The organism is Streptomyces sp. 4N124 (assembly GCF_052245395.1).
Taxonomy (GTDB): Bacteria; Actinomycetota; Actinomycetes; order Streptomycetales; family Streptomycetaceae; genus Streptomyces.
The window spans coordinates 59,501-80,105 of sequence record NZ_JBQQBS010000006.1 but is presented as its reverse complement, the minus strand read 5'-3'; the positions used below and the strand labels follow the sequence as shown (position 1 = coordinate 80,105).

Here is a 20,605-nt window from a genome sequence, read left to right as displayed (position 1 = left end):
GGACAACCCCCGGACCCCCGGCAGAAGCCGCAGCACAGCCAAGCTGAATCAGCCACGTGTGATCACGCTCCGCACGAAGAACACGAGATTGGCGGGCTTCTCGGCAAGACGCCGCATGAAATAGCCGTACCAGTCGGTGCCGTAGGCGGTGTAGACGCGCATGCGGTGGCCTTCGGCGGCGAGCCGTACGTGCTCGTCGCTTCTGATGCCGTACAGCATCTGGAACTCGTACTCGTCGAGTTTGCGCCCGGCGCGCCGGGCCAGTTCCTGGGCGATGGAGATCAGGCGCGGGTCGTGGGACCCGATCATCGGGTACCCGTCGCCCTCCATCAGAACCTTGAGGATGCGGACGTACGCCTTGTCGATCTCGTGTTTCTGCTGGTAGGCGACCTCGGCGGGCTCCTTGTACGCACCCTTCACCAGCCGTACGCGGCTGCCGTTCGCGGCGAGGCGGCGGGCGTCGGCCTCGGTGCGGAAGAGGTAGGCCTGGATGACGCAGCCGGTCTGCGGGAAGTCCCTCCGCAGCTCGTCGTGGATGGCGAACATCGAGTCGAGGGTGGTGTGGTCCTCCGCGTCCAGGGTGACCGTGGTGCCGATCGCGGCGGCGGCCTCGACGACCGGACGGACGTTGGCCAGCGCCAGTTCGTGGCCGCCGTCCAGCGCCTGGCCGAACATCGACAGCTTGACGGACATCTCGGCACGGGTGCCCAGCTCCAGCTCCTTGAGCCGGTCGATCAGCTCCAGGTAGGCGTCGCGGGCGGCCTCGGCCTGCTGGGGGGTGGTGATGTCCTCGCCGACCACGTCCATGGTCAGTTCCAGGCCCTTGGCCGTCAGGTCCTGGATGATCGGCACGACCTCGTCGACCGTCTCGCCGGGGATGAAGCGGTCGACGACCTGCTTGGTCACCGGGGCCGCCGAGATCAGGCGTCGCATCCGGTCGCTGCGCGACGCGGCAAGAATCACGGGACCCAGCACGGGGCACCTCCACAAACAGCAGATAGAACCACCGTGAAACCTAAGGATCCCTCCGATCGTCGGCCATCGACAGCTGTCACGCATCCGTGCCGCAGATCTCAGACAGATGTATGAAGGCGCGGTGGTTCTGCGGGAGAATGCCCGAGTGACGGCCGACACTCCATCTTTCAACCGAGCGGACGACTACCAGGAGCTGGTCGACGAGATCTCCGAGTTGCTCGGCGTCCCCGCGACCCTGGAGAACCGCGACTTCGAGCTGATCGCCTTCGCTGCGTACGACAGCGAGGACGAACTGGATGCGTCGGCGCTGGACCCGGTGCGCGCACGATCGATCCTGACCCGGCGCTCGACAGCGGCCGTTCGGGCGTGGTTCGAGGGCTTCGGCATCACGCGTGCGACCGCCCCGGTCCGTATCCCGCCCACTCCGGAGGCGGGGGTCCACCGGGGACGGATCTGTCTCCCGGTACGCCATCGGGGTGTCGTCCTCGGGTACGTCTGGCTGCTCGAAGGCGAGCCGGGCCCCACCGAGCAGCAGCTCGCCGCCGCGATGGACGTGACCGGGCGGATCGGCGCGCTGCTCGCCGACGAGGCGCAGGCGGGCGCGGATCTCACACGGGAGCTGCGGGAGGTGCTGACCGCCGAACGCGGCTGGCAGCGGGACATGGCGGTGGCGGCACTGCGTACGGCCCTCGGCCCGCGCGGCGAAGGCCTGCACACCGTCGTGTGCGTCGCGCCCTGGCCGTCGACCGACCCGGACGACGCCCCGTCGGCCCGTACGATCCCGCACGCGACGGCGTTGTGCACGGTCCCGTGGGGCACGTCCGGCCAGAGCCTGGCCGTACTGGTCCGGCTGCGGTCACCGGACGCCCGGACCCCGGCGCTCGCGGCAGCGGCGCGGCTGCTCAAGGAGGGGGCGGGCGCGGCCGGGGTCGGCGAACCTCGCACCGGACTCGCCGAGTTGGGCACCACCTGGCAGGAGGCCTCGGCAGCCGCGCGCGCCGCCCTGGCGGAACCCCGGTTCGGGCCGGTGGCCGAGTGGAACCACATCGGCCCGTACCGGCTGCTCACCTCGCTGCCCCCGGACACCGCCCACGACCCGGCCGTCGCCCCTCTCCTCACCCCCGCCCACCGCGACCTCGCCCGCACCGCCGAGGTCTACCTCGACTGCGCCGGCCAGGCCGCCCGCACCGCCGCCGAACTGGGCATCCACCGGCAGACGCTCTACTACCGCCTGTCCCGCGTCGAGAAGCTGACCGGTCTCGACCTGGACGACGGCGAGCAGCGGCTGCTGCTGCACATGGCGCTGAAAGCGGCAAAGCTGTAGATCCAGACACGCTTCTGAAAACGATTGTCATCATGCTACGGTCGTCGCACGCTCAACCTTTGACCACCCCTTTACTCGGAGTGTCCCGTGCGCGTCCCTGCCCGCTTGCTGTCCCTCACCGCGGTCTCCGCCGCCTCCGTGCTGCTCACCGGCTGCTTCTCGGGCTCGGGGTCCTCCGCCGGGGAAGACGGCAAGCGCATCCGCGTCGCCCATATGCTGCCGCCGCGCTCAGGTCTCTCCCCGCTCTCCGACGACGCGTTCAAGCTGTCGCGCTGGTCCACCGCCGAGACCCTGGTGAAGCTGGACGCGGACGGCGACGCCGAGCCCGCGCTGGCCACCGAGTGGAAGCAGTCCGGACGGACTTGGGCCTTCGAGATACGCGACGGCGTCACCTTCCACGACGGAACCGAGCTCGACGCCGAGGCCGTCGTGCGGTCACTCACCACCGCGGCCACCGCCTCCCCCAAGCCCCGCATCCTCGACGGCGTCGAGCTGACCGTGAAGGCACAGGGCTCCGACACCGTCACGGTCACCACCGCCGACGAGGACCCCCTCGTCCCGCAGCGGCTCAGCTCGCCCCAGCTGTCGATCCTCGCCGCGAGGGCGTACACCGGAAAGACGGTCAACCCCCTCGGCGCGGGCACCGGCCCCTTCGAGCTGACGAAGGTCAACGGCACCGCGTCCGCCTCCCTCGACCGCTATGACGACTACTGGGGCAAGAAGGCCAAGGCCCCCGGTATCGACGTGAAGTTCGTGCCGGACGGCACCGCCCGCGCCGCCGCCCTGCGCAGCGGCGAGGCCGACATCGTCGAGGCCGTGCCGGTGTCGCAAGCCGCGTTGCTGGACGAAGAGCTGATCACCGAGGTCCCGATGCCGCGGACCAACACGCTGTATCTCAACACCGAGCAGGGCGTCTTCAAGGACGCCTCCCTGCGGGCCGCCGCCCGCGAGGCCATCGACGCCGAGTCGATCGTGAAGGGCGTGTACGAGGGGCGCGCCGATGTCGCCGAGGGGCTGCTCGGGCCCGCGCTGCCGTGGGCCGCCGACCTGCGCACCGAGGTGAAGCGGGCGGCGGCGAAGAAGGCGAGCGGCCAGACCGTCACCATCGGCACCTTCACCGACCGCGCCGAACTGCCCGAGGTCGCCGCCACCCTGCAACAGCAGCTCCAGAAGGTCGGCTTCAAGGTGAAGCTGGACGTCCGGGAGTACGCCAACATCGAATCCGACGCGCTGGCGGGCGAGTTCGACGCGTTCATCCTGTCCCGGGCCACCGTCCTCGACTCCGGCGACCCGACCGCCTACCTCTACAGCGACTTCGCCTCCGACGGCTCCTTCAACCTCTCCCAGCTCACGGACGACTCCGTGGACAAGGCACTGAAGAGCGCGGGCGAGACCGCGGTGGGCGACGCACGCCGCAAGGCCGTCATCGCGGCCGAGGCCGCCGTGCTGACCACCGATGCCGCGATCCCGATGCTGCATGAGCGGGTCATCCAGGGCGACGCCGCCGGGGTCGTGGACGCCGCGCACGACCCGCGCGAGCGTGAGCTGGTCACGGCCGACACGTACATCAAGTGAGGCCGACCGCCGCCGGGGTGACCCGGGTTCTCTGTCTCGTCGCGGTCCTGGCCGCCGTAGGACTGCTGCCCTGGCTCTCCGGCAGGGACCCCGCGCTGACGGTCCTGCGGGCGCGCTCCGCCGAGCAGGAGCCGACGAGGGAGGCGCTGGACGCCGTACGACGGGATCTCGGGCTGGATGCCGGTCCCCTTTCGCTGCTGGGGAGTTGGGTCTCCGATCTGGTGCGCGGGGACCTCGGCCTGTCGTGGGTGTCCGGCACCGAGGTCCTGCCGTCGGTGACCGCCGGGCTCCAGGTGTCGCTGGGGCTGATGGGCGCGGCCTTCGGTTTCGCGGTGGTGCTGGCCTGCGTGCTGGTCGCGCCGGTGCTGGTACGGGGGCGCGGGTCGGGCGGGGCGGGGGCCGCGATGCTGGCCGCCGTACCCGAATTCCTGCTGGCCACCGTGGCGTTGCTGGTCTGCGGGGTGTGGCTGGGCTGGCTGCCGACCTCGGGCTGGCAGGGGCCGGAGTACATGGTCCTGCCCGCGCTCGCCCTCGGCGTCCCGGCGGGCGGCGTCCTCGGCCGGCTGGTCGCGGACGCGTTGCCCGCCGTGCTGGACGAGCGGTGGGTGGAGCTGTGGCGGGGCGCCGGGGTGAGCAGGGCGCGCGTCTCGGCGGCGGCGCTGCGGCGTGTACTGCCGCCGCTGGTACCGCAGTTCGGGATGGCCGCCGTCGGTCTGACCGGGGGTGCGGTCGCGGTGGAGACGGTGTTCGCGGTGCCGGGCATCGGGCGTACGGCGCTCGGGGCGGCCAAGTCGCAGGACCTGCCGCTGCTCCAGGGGGCGGTGCTGGCCCTGCTGGCGCTGGGGCTGGTGACGGGTGCCGTCGCGGCTCTGCTGCGGCGGCGGCTGCTGGGTCCCGCGCTGCGTGACGCCGAGCTCTCCCTGCCGCCGGTCCGGCCGGTCCGTACCCACCCGGCCATCCCGTTGACGCTGTTCACGGTCCTTGCCGTGGCCATCGGCTGGGGTCTGTTGCGCGACCCGTACGCCGTGAACACCGCCGCCCGCCTGGCCTCGCCCTCCTGGGCGCACCCGCTCGGCACCGACGGAATCGGCCGTGACGTACTGGCCCGGCTCGGGCACGGCGCCGCTCCGACGGTCGGCACCGCGGCCGCCGTATGTCTGGCCAGCCTGCTGCTCGCGCTGGCCCTCGGCTTCCTGCCGGGTGTCGCGGCGGGCGCGTCGGACATCGCGAACGCGCTGCCGCCGGTGATCGCCGGGATCCTGGTCGCGGCCGCCGCCGGGCCCGGCACCGGCGGTGCGGCCTTCGCGGTCGCGCTGATCTCCTGGCCGCCGTTGGCCGCCCATGCGGCGGCGCTGGTGCAGGAGGTGCGCGCGTCGGCGTTCCTCACCGCCCAGCGGGCCATCGGGGCAACGCCGTGGTGGATCCTGTCCCGGCATGTGCTGCCGTCCGTGGCGGCGCCGGTCGCCCGGCACGCCCTGCTGCGGCTGCCCGGCATGGCCCTCGCCCTGGCCTCGCTGGGCTTCCTGGGCCTGGGCGCGCAGCCGCCCGCGCCCGAGTGGGGTCTGCTGCTCGACGAGTCGCGCGCCTATGTGGAACGGGCACCGTGGGCCGCCCTCGCGCCCGCCGTGGCACTGGCCCTGCTGGCGGGGCTCGCGGTGTCCGGGGCGTCGTATGCGCAAGGAAGGCAGGTCACCCGTGTGAAGCCTGTGACCCGTGTGCCCCGTGTCGGGAAGGAGGCCTCCGGTGGAGTCGGACGTGCTGTTGTCGGTGCGTGATCTGCGGATCGCCTTCGACGGGGTGGAGGCGGTGCGCGGGGTGTCCTTCGATATGCGCCCGCGTGAGGTGCTCGCCGTGGTGGGCGAGTCGGGCGCGGGCAAGTCGCTGACGGCGCGGGCTCTGCTGGGCATGCTGCCGGCGGAGGCGACGACGAACGGCACGGTCCTGCCTGACCTCACGGCCCAGCGCGGGCGCCGTATCGCGCTCGTCCCGCAGGACGCCCTCTCCTCCCTCTCCCCCGTACATCCGGTGGGCGACCAACTGGCCGCCGCCGTACGGTCGGTGGCCCGCGTCTCCCGCAAGGAGGCACGGGCGCGGGCGGTGGCGGCGCTGGACCGGGTGGGGATCCCGGATGCGGCGCGCAAGGCGCGGGCCTATCCGCACGAGTACTCCGGCGGCATGCGTCAGCGCGCGGTCATCGCGATGGCCACGGTCAACGAACCGGACATCGTCGTCGCCGACGAGCCGACCACCGCGCTCGACGAGGAGCACCGGGACCAGGTGCTCCGGGTGCTGGGCGAGCAGCGCGAGGCGGTCGGGGCGGCGCTGGTGCTGGTCACGCACGACATGGACGTCGTACGGGCGCACGCCGACCGCGTGCTGGTGATGTACGCCGGGCGGGTCACCGAACTCGGCCCGGCGGACGAGGTGTTGACGCGTCCCCGGGCGCCGTACACGGCGGGCCTGCTGGCCTCGCTCCCGGACGGCGCGTCCAGGCGTCGCCGTCTCCCCGCCCTCCCGGGCACCCCGCCCGCTCCGGGCGCCCTCCCGCCCGGCTGTGCCTTCGCGCCGCGCTGCTCGCTCGCGTCGGACGCGTGTCACGAGACCGAACCGGAGCCCCAGCGGGTGAAGGAGCGGCTGATCGCCTGCCACCGCTGGGCCGACGTCCCCGACCTGCTCCAGGAGACGCACCGTGCCTCTTCTTGACGTCCGCGACCTGGTCGTCCGCTATGGCACGGTCACGGCCGTGGACCATCTGTCCTTCGCGCTGGAGGCGGGCGAGACCCTCGCCCTGAACGGCCCTTCCGGCTGCGGCAAGTCGTCCACCGCGCTGGCCGTGCTCCAGCTGCGCCGCCCGGACGGAGGTGAAGTGCACTTCGAAGGCCGGGAGTTGACCAGCCTGACGGACAGCGAACTGCGCCCTCTCCGCCCCCGGATGCAGCCGGTCTTCCAGGACCCGTACGGCTCCCTGAGCCCCCGCCACCGCATCCGTGACGCGATCGCCGAGCCCCTGAAGATCCACGGCCGCTGGACCGCCACCGACGGCCCCGCCCGCGTCGCCGAACTCCTCGACCGGGTCGGCCTCGACGCCTCGTACGGCGACCGCCGCCCGCACGAACTCTCCGGCGGCCAGTGCCAACGCGCCGGAATCGCCCGCGCGTTGGCCTCCGACCCACGCCTGCTGATCCTCGACGAGCCGGTGTCGGCCCTGGACCCGTCGATCCGCGCAGGCGTGCTGAACCTGCTCGCCGACCTCCAGGACGACCTCGGCCTCGGCTATCTGTTCATCTGCCATGACCGGGCGGTGGTACGGCACTTCGCGGACCGGGTGGTCGAGATGCGGGACGGGATCATCACTTCCGAGTGGCGGCTTCCATCACCTGACGCAGTCCCTCGGTGAGCGCGTCGGCGTCGGGCGCGTGCTCGGGGTCGAAGTTCCACTGTGCGATGAGGCCCGTCATCAGCGTCGTGTAGAACCTTCCGAGCGTGTCCAGGGTCTTGTCGGGGATCTCATCCTCCGGCACCCCCATGAACAACGCCACGAGAGCGCGCTCGGCGTCCCGCTGCTGCGACGCCAGATGGTCGCGCACGGCGGGCAGTTGATCCCCCATGGCCACGATCTCCACGCTGAGCCGCCACATCGAACCGGGCCCCCGCATGGTGTCGATGATGTTCGACCACGCCTCCTGGAAGCGCTCGACGGAGCCGGGCGCGGTGGCGCTCTCGGCGGTCCCGTCGCCGTCGAAGGCGTCGGAGAGCTCACCGACCAGCGCGAGGTAGGCCTCCGCCAGCAGCGCGTCCTTCGAGCCGTAGTGGTAGCCGATCGACGCCAGGTTCGTCCCCGACTCCTTGACGATGTCGCGCGCGGTCGTGCGCACGAATCCCTTCGCCACCAGGCAGCGCTTGGCGCCTTCGAGCAGATCCTCACGGTGTCCCATGGCACCCAGACTACCCCGGATCCATACGGCCGTCCTATACATGCGTCATAGACAAGCGTTTAAGACGTGTGTACATTCACCGGCATGACAACGAACCCGACTCCACCCACCCGTGCCGGCCGCCGCGAATGGACGGCGCTCGGCGTGCTGATGCTGCCGCTGCTGCTGGTGTCGATGGACGTCTCGGTCCTCTACTTCGCCGTCCCGGCGATCAGCGCGGACCTGGAGCCGACCGGCACCCAGCAGCTGTGGATCTTCGACATCTACGCCTTCGTCCTGGCCGGCCTGCTGATGACGATGGGTTCGCTCGGCGACCGCATCGGCCGGCGCAAGCTGCTCCTGATCGGCGCGGCCGCCTTCGGGGCCGCCTCACTGGCCGCGGCGTACGCCGACAGCGCCGAGATGCTGATCGTGGCCCGCGCGGTCCTCGGCGTCGGCGGTGCGACCCTGATGCCGTCCACGATGGCGCTGGTCCGCACGATGTTCACCGACCCGGCGCAGCGGACGAAGGCGATCGCCCTGTGGTCCGGCGTCATGACGGCCGGGATCGCGCTCGGCTCGGTACTGAGCGGACTGCTGGTGGAGTTCTTCTGGTGGGGCTCGGTCTTCCTGGTCAACCTGCCCGCGATGGCCCTGCTGCTGGTCCTCGGCCCGATCCTGCTCCCCGAGGCGAAGAACCCCGAGCCCGGCCGCTTCGACTGGCCGAGCATCCCGCTGTCCATGGCCGCGGTGCTGCCCGTGGTCTACGGCCTCAAGGAGATCCCCTCGGAGGGCTGGAACGTCCGCTACGTCGTGTCGATCACCGTCGGCCTGCTCTTCGCCGCGCTCTTCGTCCACCGCCAGCGCACGACCGCCGCGCCGATGATCTCCCCGGACCTGTTCCGCCGCCCCGGCTTCACCCCGGCCCTCACGCTCTACCTGATCACCATGTTCGCGATGATGGGCTCGGCGTACTTCACCACCCAGTACATCCAGTCGGTCCTCGACAAGAGCGCCCTGGAAGCGGCCCTGTGGGCCCTGCTCCCCTCGGTGCCGATCGGTCTCGCGGCGCCCCTGTCGACCCAGCTGGTGCACAGGGGCCTGAGCCGCGTGCACGTCGTTACCGCAGGCTTCCTGATCGGCGCGGGCGGCTACGGCCTGCTGGCCCTGACCGGAACGGACTCCATGTGGCTGCTGCTGACCGCGTGCGGGGTCCTCGCCTCCGGGATCACCCTCGTCACAGTCCAGATCGCGGACCTCGCGCTGAGCTCGGCCCCGGTGGAACGGGCGGGCGCCGCCTCCTCACTCATGGAGACCGGCGCGGAGTTCGGCGGCGCCCTCGGCATGGCTCTGCTCGGGTCCATCGGTACGGCCGTCTACCGCCACGAGATCCCGTCCTCGGCGCCGGACGCGGCCCGCGAGACGCTGGGCGGTGCGCTGGCGGTCGCCGACCGGTTCCCGGGCCTTGCCACCACGGCCCGCGAGGCGTTCACCCACGGCATGCAGGGGGCGGCGATCGCGGGAACGGTACTGCTGGCCGGGGCCGCGTGCCTGACTCCCCTGGCTCTGCGCCGGACGCGCCGGCACGACAAAACGCCGGGCGAGCCGAGTTCCCTCAGCCCGTCCGGCGTTTGAGGACGACCTCAGGCCAGGTTCACCGCGCGAGCGGACGTCGCCCCGATCTCCGCCTCGACCTCGGCCAGCACCCCGGAGGGCACCGTGTCGTCGACCGTCAGGACGGCCAGCGCCTCGCCACCGGCGACGGCCCGCGACACCTGCATGCCGGCGATGTTGATGCCCGCCTCACCGAAGATGCGGCCGACGGTGCCGACGACACCCGGCCGGTCCTCGTAGCGCAGCACCACCATGTGGTCGGCGAGCGCGAGATCGACGTCGTAGTCGCCGACCGCGACGATCTTCTGCAGGTGCTTGGGACCGGCCAGCGTGCCGGAGACCGAGACCTCCTCGCCGCTGCCGAGCGTGCCGCGCACGGTGACGACGTTGCGGTGGTCGGGGGACTCCGAGCTGGTGGTCAGCCGCACCTCGACGCCGCGCTCCTGGGCGAACAGCGGGGCGTTGACGTACGACACGGTCTCGTCGACGACGTCCTCGAAGACACCCTTGAGGGCGCTGAGCTCCAGCACCTTCACATCGTGCTGGGTGATCTCGCCGTACACCTCGACGTCGAGGCGGACGGCGACCTCACCGGCGAGCGCCGTGAAGATCCGGCCGAGGCGCTCGGCGAGCGGCAGGCCCGGCTTGACGTCCTCGGCGATGACGCCGCCCTGGACGTTCACCGCGTCCGGGACCAGCTCACCGGCGAGCGCGAGGCGCACCGAGCGGGCGACGGCGATACCGGCCTTCTCCTGCGCCTCGTCGGTGGAGGCACCGAGGTGCGGGGTGGAGACGACCTGGTCGAACTCGAACAGCGGCGAGTCCGTGCAGGGCTCCTTCGCGTACACGTCGAGACCGGCACCGGCGACCCGGCCCTCCTTGAGAGCGGAGTACAGCGCCTCCTCGTCGACGATCCCACCGCGCGCGGCGTTGACGATGCGCACGCTCGGCTTGACCTTGCGCAGCGCCTCGTCGCCGATCAGACCGAGGGTCTCGGGCGTCTTGGGCAGGTGGACGGTGATGAAGTCGGAGACCTCGAGCAGGTCGTCCAGCGACAGCACCTTGACGCCCATCTGCGCGGCCCGGGCAGGCTGGACGTAGGGGTCGTAGGCGACGACCTTCATGCCGAACGCCGACATGCGCTGCGCGACAAGGGCACCGATGCGGCCGAGCCCGACCACACCGAGGGTCTTCTCGGCCAGCTCCACGCCGGTGTACTTGCTGCGCTTCCACTCGCCGTTCTTCAGCGCGGCGTTCGCCTGCGGAATGTTGCGGGCGGTGGCGAGGATCAGACCGCAGGCCAGCTCGGCGGCGGTCACGATGTTCGAGGTGGGGGCGTTGACGACCATCACGCCGGCCTTGGTGGCGGCGGAGACGTCGACATTGTCCAGGCCGACGCCGGCTCGTGCGACGACCTTCAGTTTGCTCGCGGCGGCGATCGCCTCGGCGTCCACCTTCGTGGCCGAGCGGATCAGGATCGCGTCGACGTCGGCGATGGCGGGGAGCAGTTCGGCTCGGTCTGCTCCGTTGCAATGCCGGATCTCGAAGTCCGGCCCCAGGGCGTCGACAGTCGCGGGCGACAGTTCTTCAGCGATGAGTACGACCGGTTTGGCGTTGGCAGCAGTGCTCACGTGAGTCCTCACAAGTCCAATGCGGACGGCCGTCCCGACGGCCGCAGGCGGTGGAGGGGTTGCCGCGTGGAAGACGCACGACGCTGTGGCCCGACGCGTATGTAGTGCAGCAGTCTAGTGCTGCTCGGGAGGTCGTCCTGCGCCTCCACGGAAGGATCACTCATCCGTGGCTGCACGCCGTGGACGAGCGGTTACCGGAGGTTCGGCAAAGGGGCCGCAGCGAATCGCTGCGGCCCCGTGCCCATGGCTACGCCTCTTCGTCGTTCACCCACGACATGAGCTTGCGCAGCTCCTTGCCGGTGGTCTCCAGCAGGGACTCGGCGTCCTGCTGCTTGTACTCGTTGTACTTCTTCAGACCGCCGTGGTACTCGGCCATCCACTCACGCGCGAAGGTGCCGTCCTGGATCTCCGCCAGGACCTTCTTCATCTCGGCCTTGGTGGCGTCGGTGATGATCCGCGGGCCGGTGACGTAGTCGCCCCACTCGGCGGTCTCGGAGACGGACCAGCGCATCTTCTCCAGGCCGCCCTCGTACATGAGGTCGACGATCAGCTTCAGCTCGTGCAGGCACTCGAAGTACGCGATCTCCGGCTGGTAGCCCGCCTCGGTCAGCGTCTCGAAACCGGCCTTGACCAGCGCGGCCGTACCACCGCAGAGGACGGCCTGCTCACCGAACAGGTCGGTCTCGGTCTCCTCGGTGAACGTCGTCTTGATGACGCCGGCGCGGGTGCCACCGATGCCCTTGGCGTACGACAGGGCCAGCGCGAAGGCGTTGCCGGTCGCGTCCTGCTCGACAGCGGCGATACAGGGAACGCCGCGGCCCTCTTCGTACTGGCGACGCACCAGGTGGCCCGGGCCCTTCGGGGCGACCATGCAGACGTCGATGCCGGCCGGGGGCTTGATGAAGTCGAAGCGGATGTTCAGGCCGTGGCCGAAGAACAGGGCGTCGCCGTCCTTGAGGTTGTCCTTGATGGACTCCTCGTAGACCTGGGCCTGGATCGGGTCCGGAACCAGGATCATGATCACGTCGGCCTCGGCGGTGGCCTCGGCCGGGGTCACCACGCGCAGCCCCTGCTCCTCGGCCTTCGCCTTGGACTTGGAGCCCTCGTGCAGACCGACCCGGACGTCGACACCCGAGTCACGGAGCGACAGCGCGTGGGCGTGGCCCTGGCTGCCGTAACCGATGACCGCGACCTTGCGGCCCTGGATGATGGACAGGTCGGCGTCGGCGTCGTAGAACAGCTCGGCCACTTTGGGTTCTCTCCTTGTGTGCAGGTGTTGCGTCCCACCGTATGACGGCGGGCTGAAGGGAAGTTCGCGGGTCTCGGTATACGGGCGGCCGGTGTCCTCCCGGCCGCCCGTGTCCGTCGTTATGCCGACCGGTCCAGGGCGCGCAGCGACCGGTCGGTGATCGAACGCGCGCCGCGGCCGATCGCGATCGTGCCGGACTGGACCAGCTCCTTGATGCCATACGGCTCCAGCATCTTGAGCATGGCGGACAGCTTCTCGCCGCTGCCGGTGGCCTCGATGGTGACGGCCTCAGGAGAGACGTCGACGGTCTTGGCGCGGAACAGCTGGACGATCTCGACGATCTGGGAGCGCGTCTCGTTGTCGGCGCGCACCTTCACCAGAACGAGTTCGCGCTGAACGGCCGAACCGGGTTCCAGTTCAACGATCTTCAGCACGTTGACGAGCTTGTTGAGCTGCTTGGTCACCTGCTCGAGCGGCAGGTCCTCGACGCCCACCACGATGGTGATGCGGGAGATGTCGGGGTGTTCGGTGACGCCGACGGCGAGCGAGTCGATGTTGAAGCCGCGGCGGGAGAACAGGGCGGCGATCCGGGCGAGGATGCCCGGCGTGTTCTCCACCAGGACGGAGAGCGTGTGCTTGGACATGGTCTTTTTACGTCTCTCTCGCTCAGTCGTCTTCGTTGTCGCCGAAGTCGGGGCGGACGTCCCGGGCGGCCATGATCTCGTCGTTGGAGGTGCCGGCGGCGACCATCGGCCACACCATCGCGTCCTCGTGGACGATGAAGTCGACGACGACCGGGCGGTCGTTGATCGAGTTCGCCTCTTCGATGACCTTGTCGAGGTCGGCCGGGTCCTCGCAGCGGATCGCGTAGCAGCCCATGGCCTCCGACAGCTTCACGAAGTCGGGGACGCGGGTGCCGGCGCTGGGCTGCTTGCCGTCCGCCTCCGGGCCGCTGTGCAGCACGGTGTTGGAGTAGCGCTGGTTGTAGAAGAGGGTCTGCCACTGGCGGACCATCCCGAGGGCGCCGTTGTTGATGATGGCGACCTTGATCGGGATGTTGTTCAGGGCGCAGGTGGTGAGTTCCTGATTGGTCATCTGGAAGCAGCCGTCGCCGTCGATCGCCCAGACCGTGTTGTCCGGGGCTCCGGCCTTGGCGCCCATCGCGGCCGGGACCGCGTAGCCCATCGTCCCGGCGCCGCCGGAGTTGAGCCAGGTCGCGGGCTGCTCGTACTCGATGTAGTGCGCGGCCCACATCTGGTGCTGGCCCACGCCCGCGGCGAAGATCGTGCCCTCCGGCGCGAGTTGGCCGATGCGCTGGATGACCTGCTGCGGGGAGAGCGAGCCGTTGTCGGGCTGCTCGTAGCCCAGCGGGTAGGTCTCGCGCCAGCGGTTCAGGTCCTTCCACCAGGCGCTGTAGTCGCCGGTGTTGCCCTCGCTGTGCTCCTTCTGCACGGCCTGGACCAGATCGGCGATGACCTCGCGGGCGTCACCGACGATCGGCACGTCGGCGGCGCGGTTCTTGCCGATCTCGGCCGGGTCGATGTCGGCGTGGACGATCTTGGCGTACGGGGCGAAGCTGTCGAGCTTGCCGGTGACGCGGTCGTCGAAGCGGGCTCCGAGGGCGACGATCAGGTCGGCCTTCTGCAGCGCGGTGACGGCGGTGACCGCACCGTGCATGCCCGGCATTCCCACGTGCAGCTCGTGACTGTCGGGGAATGCGCCGAGCGCCATCAGGGTGGTGGTGACGGGCGCTCCGGTGAGTTCTGCGAGGACCTTCAGCTCGGCGGTGGCGTGCGCCTTGAGGACGCCGCCGCCGACGTAGAGGACGGGCCGCTTGGCGGAGGTGATCAGCTTGGCGGCCTCACGGATCTGCTTGGCGTGCGGCTTGGTGACGGGCCGGTAGCCGGGCAGGTCCATGGTCGGCGGCCAGGAGAAGGTGGTCTTCGCCTGGAGGATGTCCTTGGGGATGTCGACCAGGACCGGCCCCGGGCGGCCGGTGGAGGCGATGTGGAACGCCTGCGCGATCGCCCGGGGGATGTCCTCCGCCTTGGTGACCAGGAAGCTGTGCTTGGTGATCGGCATGGTGATGCCGACGATGTCCGCCTCCTGGAATGCGTCCGTACCGATCGCCTTGGACACGACCTGCCCGGTGATCGCGACCAGCGGCACGGAGTCCATGTGCGCGTCCGCGATCGGGGTGACCAGGTTGGTGGCGCCCGGCCCGGACGTCGCCATGCACACCCCGACCTTGCCGGTGGCCTGCGCGTAACCGGTGGCCGCGTGGCCGGCGCCCTGCTCGTGACGGACCAGCACGTGCCGCACCAGCTTGGAGTCCATCATCGGGTCGTACGCCGGCAGGATGGTGCCGCCGGGAATGCCGAATACCGTGTCGGCGCCGACCTCCTCGAGAGAGCGGATGAGGGACTGCGCACCCGTCATCTGCTCGGGGGCGGACTGGTGTCCTCCGGAACGGGGCCGCGGCTGCGGATGATGGGCCCCGGTGGCCTGCTCGGTCATCGGCATTCTCTTCTCGATGCTGAGGGTTTTTGCGAAGTTCGTGCGGTGTGCGGCTGCTGTACGACAGGTGCCTGTGCAACAAAAAACCCCTCGTGCCATAAGGCAAGCGAGGGGAGCGCGCCGGGAGGGGTCGCTGAGCGGTCTGGGGCTCAGCTTCAGCCGACGCGCTTTCCAAGTACGAGAATTCGGGTGCGCATGGCACTGACCCTCCCCCCGGCACGCACCGCATGTCAAGGTGGTGGGACGGGAGTCTCATTATGTGAGCGAAGGGCACTGCCGCCTCCAAGAACAGCGGGGACACCACCGGTGTACACCCCCGAACCCCTTTCCCTTGTTCGTTCACCTCCGGGGCGCCACAGTCGGTGTCGAGGCCGCGACCGTGCTCAACCCTTCGGGCCTGCGCGCGGTCGCACCCTCGACACCGACGCGCCCCTGCGGTTCTCTCACGCCACCCACGAACGCGGGCTCGGCCGGGCCGTGCGGGACCGGATAGTGGCCGGAAGCCAGTGCTCTGCGCAGCCGGTACTCGTCCAGTGGACCGGAGAACGCCATGCCCTGCCCATGTGTGCAGCCCATCGCGCGCAAGGCCACGACCTGCTCCGGAAGGTCCACGCCGTCGGCCACGGACTGCAGTCCCAGATCACCGGCGATCCGCAGCAGCCCACTGGTGATCTTGTGCAGCCGAGCCGACTCGACGACGCCCTCGACCAGGGAGCGATCGAGTTTCAGTACGTCGACGGGGAGCCGCCTGAGCGCGGTGATCGCCCCGTATCCGCTGCCGAAGCCGTCGAGCGCGATCCGGACACCCAGCCGGTGCAACACCCCAAGGCGTCGCTCCAGCTCGTCCAGGGACACCCGCGGATCGGTGTCGGCCAGCTCGATCACCAGCGCCCCGGACGGCAGCCCGTGCCGGGTGAGCAGCGCCTCGATCGAGCCGAGCGGCATCGACCGGTCCAGCAGACGCCGGGCACTCACCCGTACCGTCACCGGGACGGCCGACCCCGTCGTGGCCCGCTCGGCGGCCTGCTCGACGGCCTCCTCGAGCACCCAGCGGCCCAGTTCCTGCGTCTTGTCGCTGTCCTCGGCCACCCGCAGGAACTCGGCCGGGGTGAACAGCACCCCCTGCGAGGAGCGCCAGCGCGCCTGGGCGGCGACCGATGTGATCCGGCCGTTCTCGAGACAGACGACGGGCTGGTGCAGCAGCGCGAACTCGCCGTCGTGCAGCGCGGCCCGCAGGCGCGTGGCCAGCTCCGCCTTCCGTACGACGTCCTGCTGCATCTGCGGTGCGTACAGCTCCACGCGGCCCTTGCCGGCCGCCTTGGCGCGGTACATGGCGAGGTCGGCGTTGCGCTGGATCTCGCCCGCGCCCAGGCCCGCCTCGGCGAAGGCCACGCCGATGGACGCGGCGACCCGGACATCGTTGCCGTCGATGAGATACGGCTGCGAGAGCGTGACCCTGAGGCGGTCGGCGAGCTCCAGTATGTGACGTTCGCGGGAGGCTCGGTCACGGGTGCCGTCGCCGACGATCAGGGCCGCGAACTCGTCGCCGCCCAGGCGGGCCGCGGTGTCGCCCTGGCGGACGCCGTCCTGGAGTCTGCGGGCGGCCTGGACGAGCAGCTCGTCCCCGGCCTGGTGCCCGATCGTGTCGTTGACCGCCTTGAAGCCGTCGAGGTCGATGAAGAGGACGGCCGTACCGGCGAGTGCGGCGCCCCGGTCGGAGGCGCGCCGGCCGGACAGGGCCTGCTGGACGCGCTGGGTGAACAGGGCGCGGTTGGGCAGGTCGGTGAGCGGGTCGTGTTCGGCGTTGTGCTGGAGCTGCGCCTGCAGGCGCACTCTTTCGGTCACGTCCCGGCTGTTGAAGATCAGGCCGCCGTGGTGGCGGTTGACGGTGGACTCGACGTTGAGCCAGCCCCCACCGCCGGCCTTGAAGCGGCACTCGATGCGCGTGGTGGGTTCTTCGAGCGGGCTGGCGGCGAGGAAACGGCGCACCTCGTGCACCACGCAGCCCAGATCCTCCGGGTGGATGAGATCGGCCAGTTCCGTACCCACGAGATCCTCCGCGGGACGGCCGTAGACCCCGGCGGCGGCCGGGGAGACGTACCGGAGGATGCCGTTGGGTGCGGCGATCATGATGACGTCGCTGGAACCCTGCACCAGGGAGCGGAAGTGGTTCTCCTTCTGCGCCAGTTCCTGGGTGAGGGTGATGTTGTCGAGCAGCATGATGCCCTGGCGCACCACGAGGGCGAGCACGACCGTGCCGCCGGTGAGGAGCACCACGCGGTCGACGCTGCGGCCGTTGAGGACGTTGTAGAGGATCCCCAGGGTGCAGACCGCGGCGGCCAGATACGGCGTGAGGGCGGCCAGCGAACCGGCGATGGGCCGGGCGACCGGATACCGGCTGTGATCACCTCCCTGCGAGGAGGTGTGGTGGTGGCCGCCGCCACGCTGTCCGGGCAGGTGCTCGTGCACCACGCGCGTGTGCCCCTCGTCCTCCGGTTGCCCGTGCCGCGGTGCGGCCCAGGGGGCGTACGCCAGGAGCAGCGAGCCGGCGAACCACCCCGCGTCCAGCAACTGTCCGGAACGGTAGGTGTAGTGCAGCAGCGGTGAGGTGAACAGGGCGTCGCACATCACGGTCAGGGCGAGCGCGCCGATCGCGGTGTTCACGGCGGTGCGGTTCCCCGAGGAGCGCCGGAAGTGCAGCGCGAGCACCATGCTGACCAGGGCGATGTCCAGCAGCGGGTAGGCCAGCGACAGCGCGGTGTGCGCCACGCTCGATCCCTCGGACTTCGCCGCCTGGGCGAGCGCGAGGCTCCACGACAGCGTCAGCAGCGAGCCGCCGATCAGCCAGGCGTCGAGGCCCAGGCAGACCCAGCCCGCCTTCGTCACCGGCCGTTTGGCGAGGACCAGCAGGCCCACGATGGCGGGCGGTGCGAAGCAGAGGAAGAACAGGTCGGCGTAGCTGGGGCTGGGCACGGGCTGTCCGAGGACCACCTCGTACCACCCCCAGACCAGGTTGCCGAGGGCTGCCATCGCCGAGGAGAGTGCGAACAGCAGCCAGGCGGGCCGAAACCGGATACGCCGGCTTCGGGCGTAGAGAAAACAGGACACGGCCGCGGCGGCCGCCGCGGCGCTCAGACCGAAGTCACCCATGATCAGCGCGACTTGGTGCGAGCCCCAGCCGAGCGCGGAACCGACGGCGTATCCCGCGCACACCAGGGCCAGTGACAGTCGGAGGACCAGGCTCGACCCGCCACCGGAGGACGGTGGCCGGGTCAGCAGCGCCCGCGTCGGGCGCTGCGCGCGCAGCGCTCCGTCGAGAGTGGTCGTGGTGGGCATCGGCGAGGTCACCGGGCCCTCCCGGTCCGCGCCGCTCCGGGGTCCCGGGGGTCCCGGTGCGCCGGGTGCGCATGCCTCCTGCGGCTGCTGTGCCTGCGGTGGTGATGGCTGTGGTGATTGGCGTGGTGGCCGCGTCTGCGCGCGGCGGTGCCCCAGGGTCGCCGCCGGCGGCCTCGCCGCGTCGGATCGTTCGTCCATAGGCCGTGCATCGCCCGTCGCCCCCCTCACAGTCTGAAATGTCCATCCCCGGCGCCGAACGGTGCGCGGCGCATCCCCTGTCGGGACGATACACCAGTCTCGTCACTCAGGGACATAGCTTCTCTACGCTCCGTGACGACCAGCGGCGATGTGGGCACGTACCGCGTTCGGAGGATTGCGGAGGGTACTCGAAGCGGATTACACGCCCGTTTCGTCCGGCTCCTGTGCGCTCGCGGCATCCGTCGGCCGTGTGCCGGTCGCGCCTGTCGTAAGGATCACGTTCCGCAGCGGCTCGTGGTTCACGAAACGGCTCAACTGGTCCGTGAGAAGCCGCTTGGCGCGCGGCAGGAAGGCCGATGTGGGGCCGCCGACGTGGGGGCTGATGAGCACGCCGGGCGCGCGCCACAGGGGGTGTTCGCGGGGCAGCGGTTCGGGGTCGGTGACGTCGAGGGCGGCGGTGATGCGGCGGCTCTCCAGTTCGGCGAGCAGGGCCTTGGTGTCGACGACCGCGCCGCGGGCGATGTTGACGAGGAGCGCGCCGTCCTTCATCCGGGCCAGGAAGTCGGAGTTGACCAGGTGGCGGGTGTTTTCGGTCAGGGGCGTGGACAGGATGACGACGTCCGCCTCGGGCAGCAGGGCGGGCAGTTCGGTGAGCGGGTGCACCAGGCCGCGCGCCGTGGTGCGCTCAGAGCGCGCGACGCGCGCCACCCGCGCGAGCTCAAAAGGCGCGAGCCGGTCCTCGATGGCGGCGCCGATCGAGCCGTATCCCACGATGAGCACGTTCTTGTCGGCCAGCGCCGGCCGGAACCCGCCGAGCCACTCGCCCCGGTCCTGCGCCCGCACGAAGTCGGGTACACCGCGCAGTGAGGCGAGGATCAGGGTGAGCGTGAGTTCGGCGGTGCTCGCCTCATGCACCCCGCGCGCGTTGCACAGCCGTACGCCGGGACGCAGATGCCTCAGCCCCGGCTCGACGTGATCAATGCCGGCGGACAGGGTCTGCACGACCTGGAGGGACGTCATCTCGGGCAGCGGGCGCTGTCCGATCGCGGGCGCCTTCATATAGGGCACCACGTAATAGACGCAGTCAGCGGGGTCCGCGGGGAAGTCCTCGCCACCGTTCCAGAAGCGGTAGTTCGGCCCTTCCGGGAGCCCTTCGATCTCTTCCGGCGGGATGGGCAGCCACACGTCAGCAGTCATGCCAGGAGGCTATGTCAGGGGTGCGAGGGCTCAGAGGTTAGGTTGGGGGCGCGGAAGAGGGAGGGTTACGGGCAGGTGGAGCGCAGGACGATCGGCGCGGCGGCGCTCGTGGTGGGGGCCGTCGGACTCGGGTGCATGCCGATGAGCTGGGCGTACAGCGGCTCGCGGCAGCGGGGCGACGAGTCGCTCAGGGCCGTGCACCGGGCGCTCGATCTGGGCTCGAACCTGCTCGACACGGCCGACATGTACGGCCCGTTCACCAATGAGCTGCTGGTGGGGCGGGTGCTGAAGGAGCGCCGCGAGGACGCCTTCGTGTCGACGAAGGTCGGCCTGCTGGTCGGCGAGCAGCACGTCGTGGCCAACGGGCGGCCGGGCTATGTGAAGCGGGCGTGCGACGCGTCGCTGCGGCGGCTGCAGACCGACTACATCGACCTCTACCAGCTGCACCGACAGGACCCCGAGGTTCCGGTCGAGGAGACCTGGGGCGCGATGGCGGAGCTGGTCCAGGCCGGGAAGGTACGGGCGTTGGGGCTGTGCGCGGTGGGCGCGCGCTCCGGGCGGCGGCCGGGGGCCCGGCTGCACGACGCGACGGTCCGGCAGTTGCAGCGGGTGCAGCAGGTCTTCCCGGTGAGCGCGGTGCAGGCGGAGCTGTCGGTGTGGTCGCCGGAGGCGCTGGAGGCGCTGCTGCCGTGGTGCGAGGCGCGCGGCGTCGGTTTCCTGGCGGCGATGCCGCTCGGCAACGGCTTCCTGACCGGCACGCTGACACCCGGCGAGGGCTTCGAACCGGACGACGTCCGGGCCCGCCACCCCCGTTTCACGGCCGAGATGATGGCCGCGAACCAGCCGATCGTGGCCGGTCTGCGCCGGGTGGCGCGCCGCCATGGCGAGGACGTCACACCCGCGCAGGTCTCCCTGGCATGGGTGCTGGCCCAGGGACGGCATGTGGTCGCGGTGCCGGGCGCCAAGCAGGAGCGCTGGGTGGCGGAGAACGCGGCGGCGGCCGGGGTGGGGCTCACGGTGCAGGACCTGGCGGAGGTGGCGGAGCTGCCGGGGGCGCAGGGGTCCTGGGACTGAG

At 70.7% G+C, this 20,605-nt stretch carries 15 protein-coding genes; 7 read left to right on the top strand and 8 right to left on the bottom strand.

Features of this window, described 5'->3' with window-relative positions:
* Window positions 1–48: 48 nt before the first annotated feature.
* Window positions 49–975, bottom strand: coding sequence for a proline dehydrogenase family protein (locus ACTWQO_RS08050; protein ID WP_443236524.1), 927 nt, complete (start codon window positions 973–975; stop codon window positions 49–51).
* 106 nt (window positions 976–1,081) lie between these two features.
* On the opposite strand from ACTWQO_RS08050, the gene ACTWQO_RS08045 reads away from it, so the two are divergent.
* The 5 genes from ACTWQO_RS08045 to ACTWQO_RS08025 all read left to right on the top strand — a co-directional run bounded on the left by ACTWQO_RS08045 (window position 1,082) and on the right by ACTWQO_RS08025 (window position 7,271).
* Window positions 1,082–2,299 (top strand): PucR family transcriptional regulator, encoded by a 1,218-nt coding sequence (locus ACTWQO_RS08045; protein WP_443236523.1) that lies wholly within the window; start codon window positions 1,082–1,084, stop codon window positions 2,297–2,299.
* A gap of 87 nt (window positions 2,300–2,386) precedes the next feature.
* Window positions 2,387–3,874: an ABC transporter substrate-binding protein gene (locus ACTWQO_RS08040; protein ID WP_443236522.1), complete on the top strand. Its 1,488-nt coding sequence runs from the start codon at window positions 2,387–2,389 to the stop codon at window positions 3,872–3,874.
* Window positions 3,871–5,649, top strand: coding sequence for an ABC transporter permease subunit (locus ACTWQO_RS08035; RefSeq protein ID WP_443236521.1), 1,779 nt, complete (start codon window positions 3,871–3,873; stop codon window positions 5,647–5,649). The genes ACTWQO_RS08040 and ACTWQO_RS08035 overlap by 4 nt, the downstream gene beginning before the upstream one ends.
* Window positions 5,618–6,577, top strand: coding sequence for an ABC transporter ATP-binding protein (locus ACTWQO_RS08030; RefSeq protein WP_443236520.1), 960 nt, complete (start codon window positions 5,618–5,620; stop codon window positions 6,575–6,577). Before ACTWQO_RS08035 ends, ACTWQO_RS08030 begins: the two co-directional genes overlap by 32 nt.
* The gene (locus ACTWQO_RS08025; RefSeq protein ID WP_443236519.1) at window positions 6,564–7,271 is read left to right on the top strand and encodes an ATP-binding cassette domain-containing protein; all 708 of its coding nucleotides are present in this window, start codon (window positions 6,564–6,566) and stop codon (window positions 7,269–7,271) included. Before ACTWQO_RS08030 ends, ACTWQO_RS08025 begins: the two co-directional genes overlap by 14 nt.
* On the opposite strand, the gene ACTWQO_RS08020 is transcribed toward ACTWQO_RS08025, so the two are convergent.
* A complete protein-coding gene (locus tag ACTWQO_RS08020) occupies window positions 7,225–7,809 on the bottom strand; it encodes a TetR/AcrR family transcriptional regulator (RefSeq protein ID WP_443236518.1) in 585 nt (194 codons plus the stop codon). The genes ACTWQO_RS08025 and ACTWQO_RS08020 overlap by 47 nt on opposite strands.
* Before the next feature lie 84 nt (window positions 7,810–7,893).
* Between ACTWQO_RS08020 and ACTWQO_RS08015 the strand changes: the two genes are divergently transcribed.
* On the top strand, window positions 7,894–9,423 hold the full coding sequence (locus ACTWQO_RS08015; protein ID WP_443236517.1) for an MFS transporter: 1,530 nt from the start codon (window positions 7,894–7,896) through the stop codon (window positions 9,421–9,423).
* Window positions 9,424–9,431: 8 nt separating this feature from the next.
* On the opposite strand, the gene serA is transcribed toward ACTWQO_RS08015, so the two are convergent.
* The 6 genes from serA to ACTWQO_RS07985 all read right to left on the bottom strand — a co-directional run bounded on the left by serA (window position 9,432) and on the right by ACTWQO_RS07985 (window position 19,530).
* Window positions 9,432–11,033, bottom strand: coding sequence for a phosphoglycerate dehydrogenase (gene serA, locus ACTWQO_RS08010; RefSeq protein WP_443236516.1), 1,602 nt, complete (start codon window positions 11,031–11,033; stop codon window positions 9,432–9,434).
* Between the two features lie 247 nt (window positions 11,034–11,280).
* A complete protein-coding gene (gene ilvC, locus ACTWQO_RS08005) occupies window positions 11,281–12,282 on the bottom strand; it encodes a ketol-acid reductoisomerase (RefSeq protein ID WP_210577311.1) in 1,002 nt (333 codons plus the stop codon).
* Between the two features lie 119 nt (window positions 12,283–12,401).
* Complete coding sequence (gene ilvN / locus ACTWQO_RS08000; RefSeq protein WP_062708926.1) at window positions 12,402–12,926, bottom strand: acetolactate synthase small subunit; 525 nt, start codon at window positions 12,924–12,926, stop codon at window positions 12,402–12,404.
* 22 nt (window positions 12,927–12,948) lie between these two features.
* Window positions 12,949–14,805, bottom strand: a complete 1,857-nt coding sequence (locus tag ACTWQO_RS07995; RefSeq protein WP_443236515.1) for an acetolactate synthase large subunit — start codon at window positions 14,803–14,805, stop codon at window positions 12,949–12,951.
* Between the two features lie 333 nt (window positions 14,806–15,138).
* The gene (locus ACTWQO_RS07990; protein ID WP_443236654.1) at window positions 15,139–18,135 is read right to left on the bottom strand and encodes a putative bifunctional diguanylate cyclase/phosphodiesterase; all 2,997 of its coding nucleotides are present in this window, start codon (window positions 18,133–18,135) and stop codon (window positions 15,139–15,141) included.
* A gap of 396 nt (window positions 18,136–18,531) precedes the next feature.
* Window positions 18,532–19,530 (bottom strand): 2-hydroxyacid dehydrogenase, encoded by a 999-nt coding sequence (locus ACTWQO_RS07985; RefSeq protein ID WP_443236514.1) that lies wholly within the window; start codon window positions 19,528–19,530, stop codon window positions 18,532–18,534.
* 75 nt (window positions 19,531–19,605) lie between these two features.
* Between ACTWQO_RS07985 and ACTWQO_RS07980 the strand changes: the two genes are divergently transcribed.
* Complete coding sequence (locus tag ACTWQO_RS07980) at window positions 19,606–20,604, top strand: aldo/keto reductase (protein WP_443236513.1); 999 nt, start codon at window positions 19,606–19,608, stop codon at window positions 20,602–20,604.
* Window position 20,605: the final 1 nt, after the last annotated feature.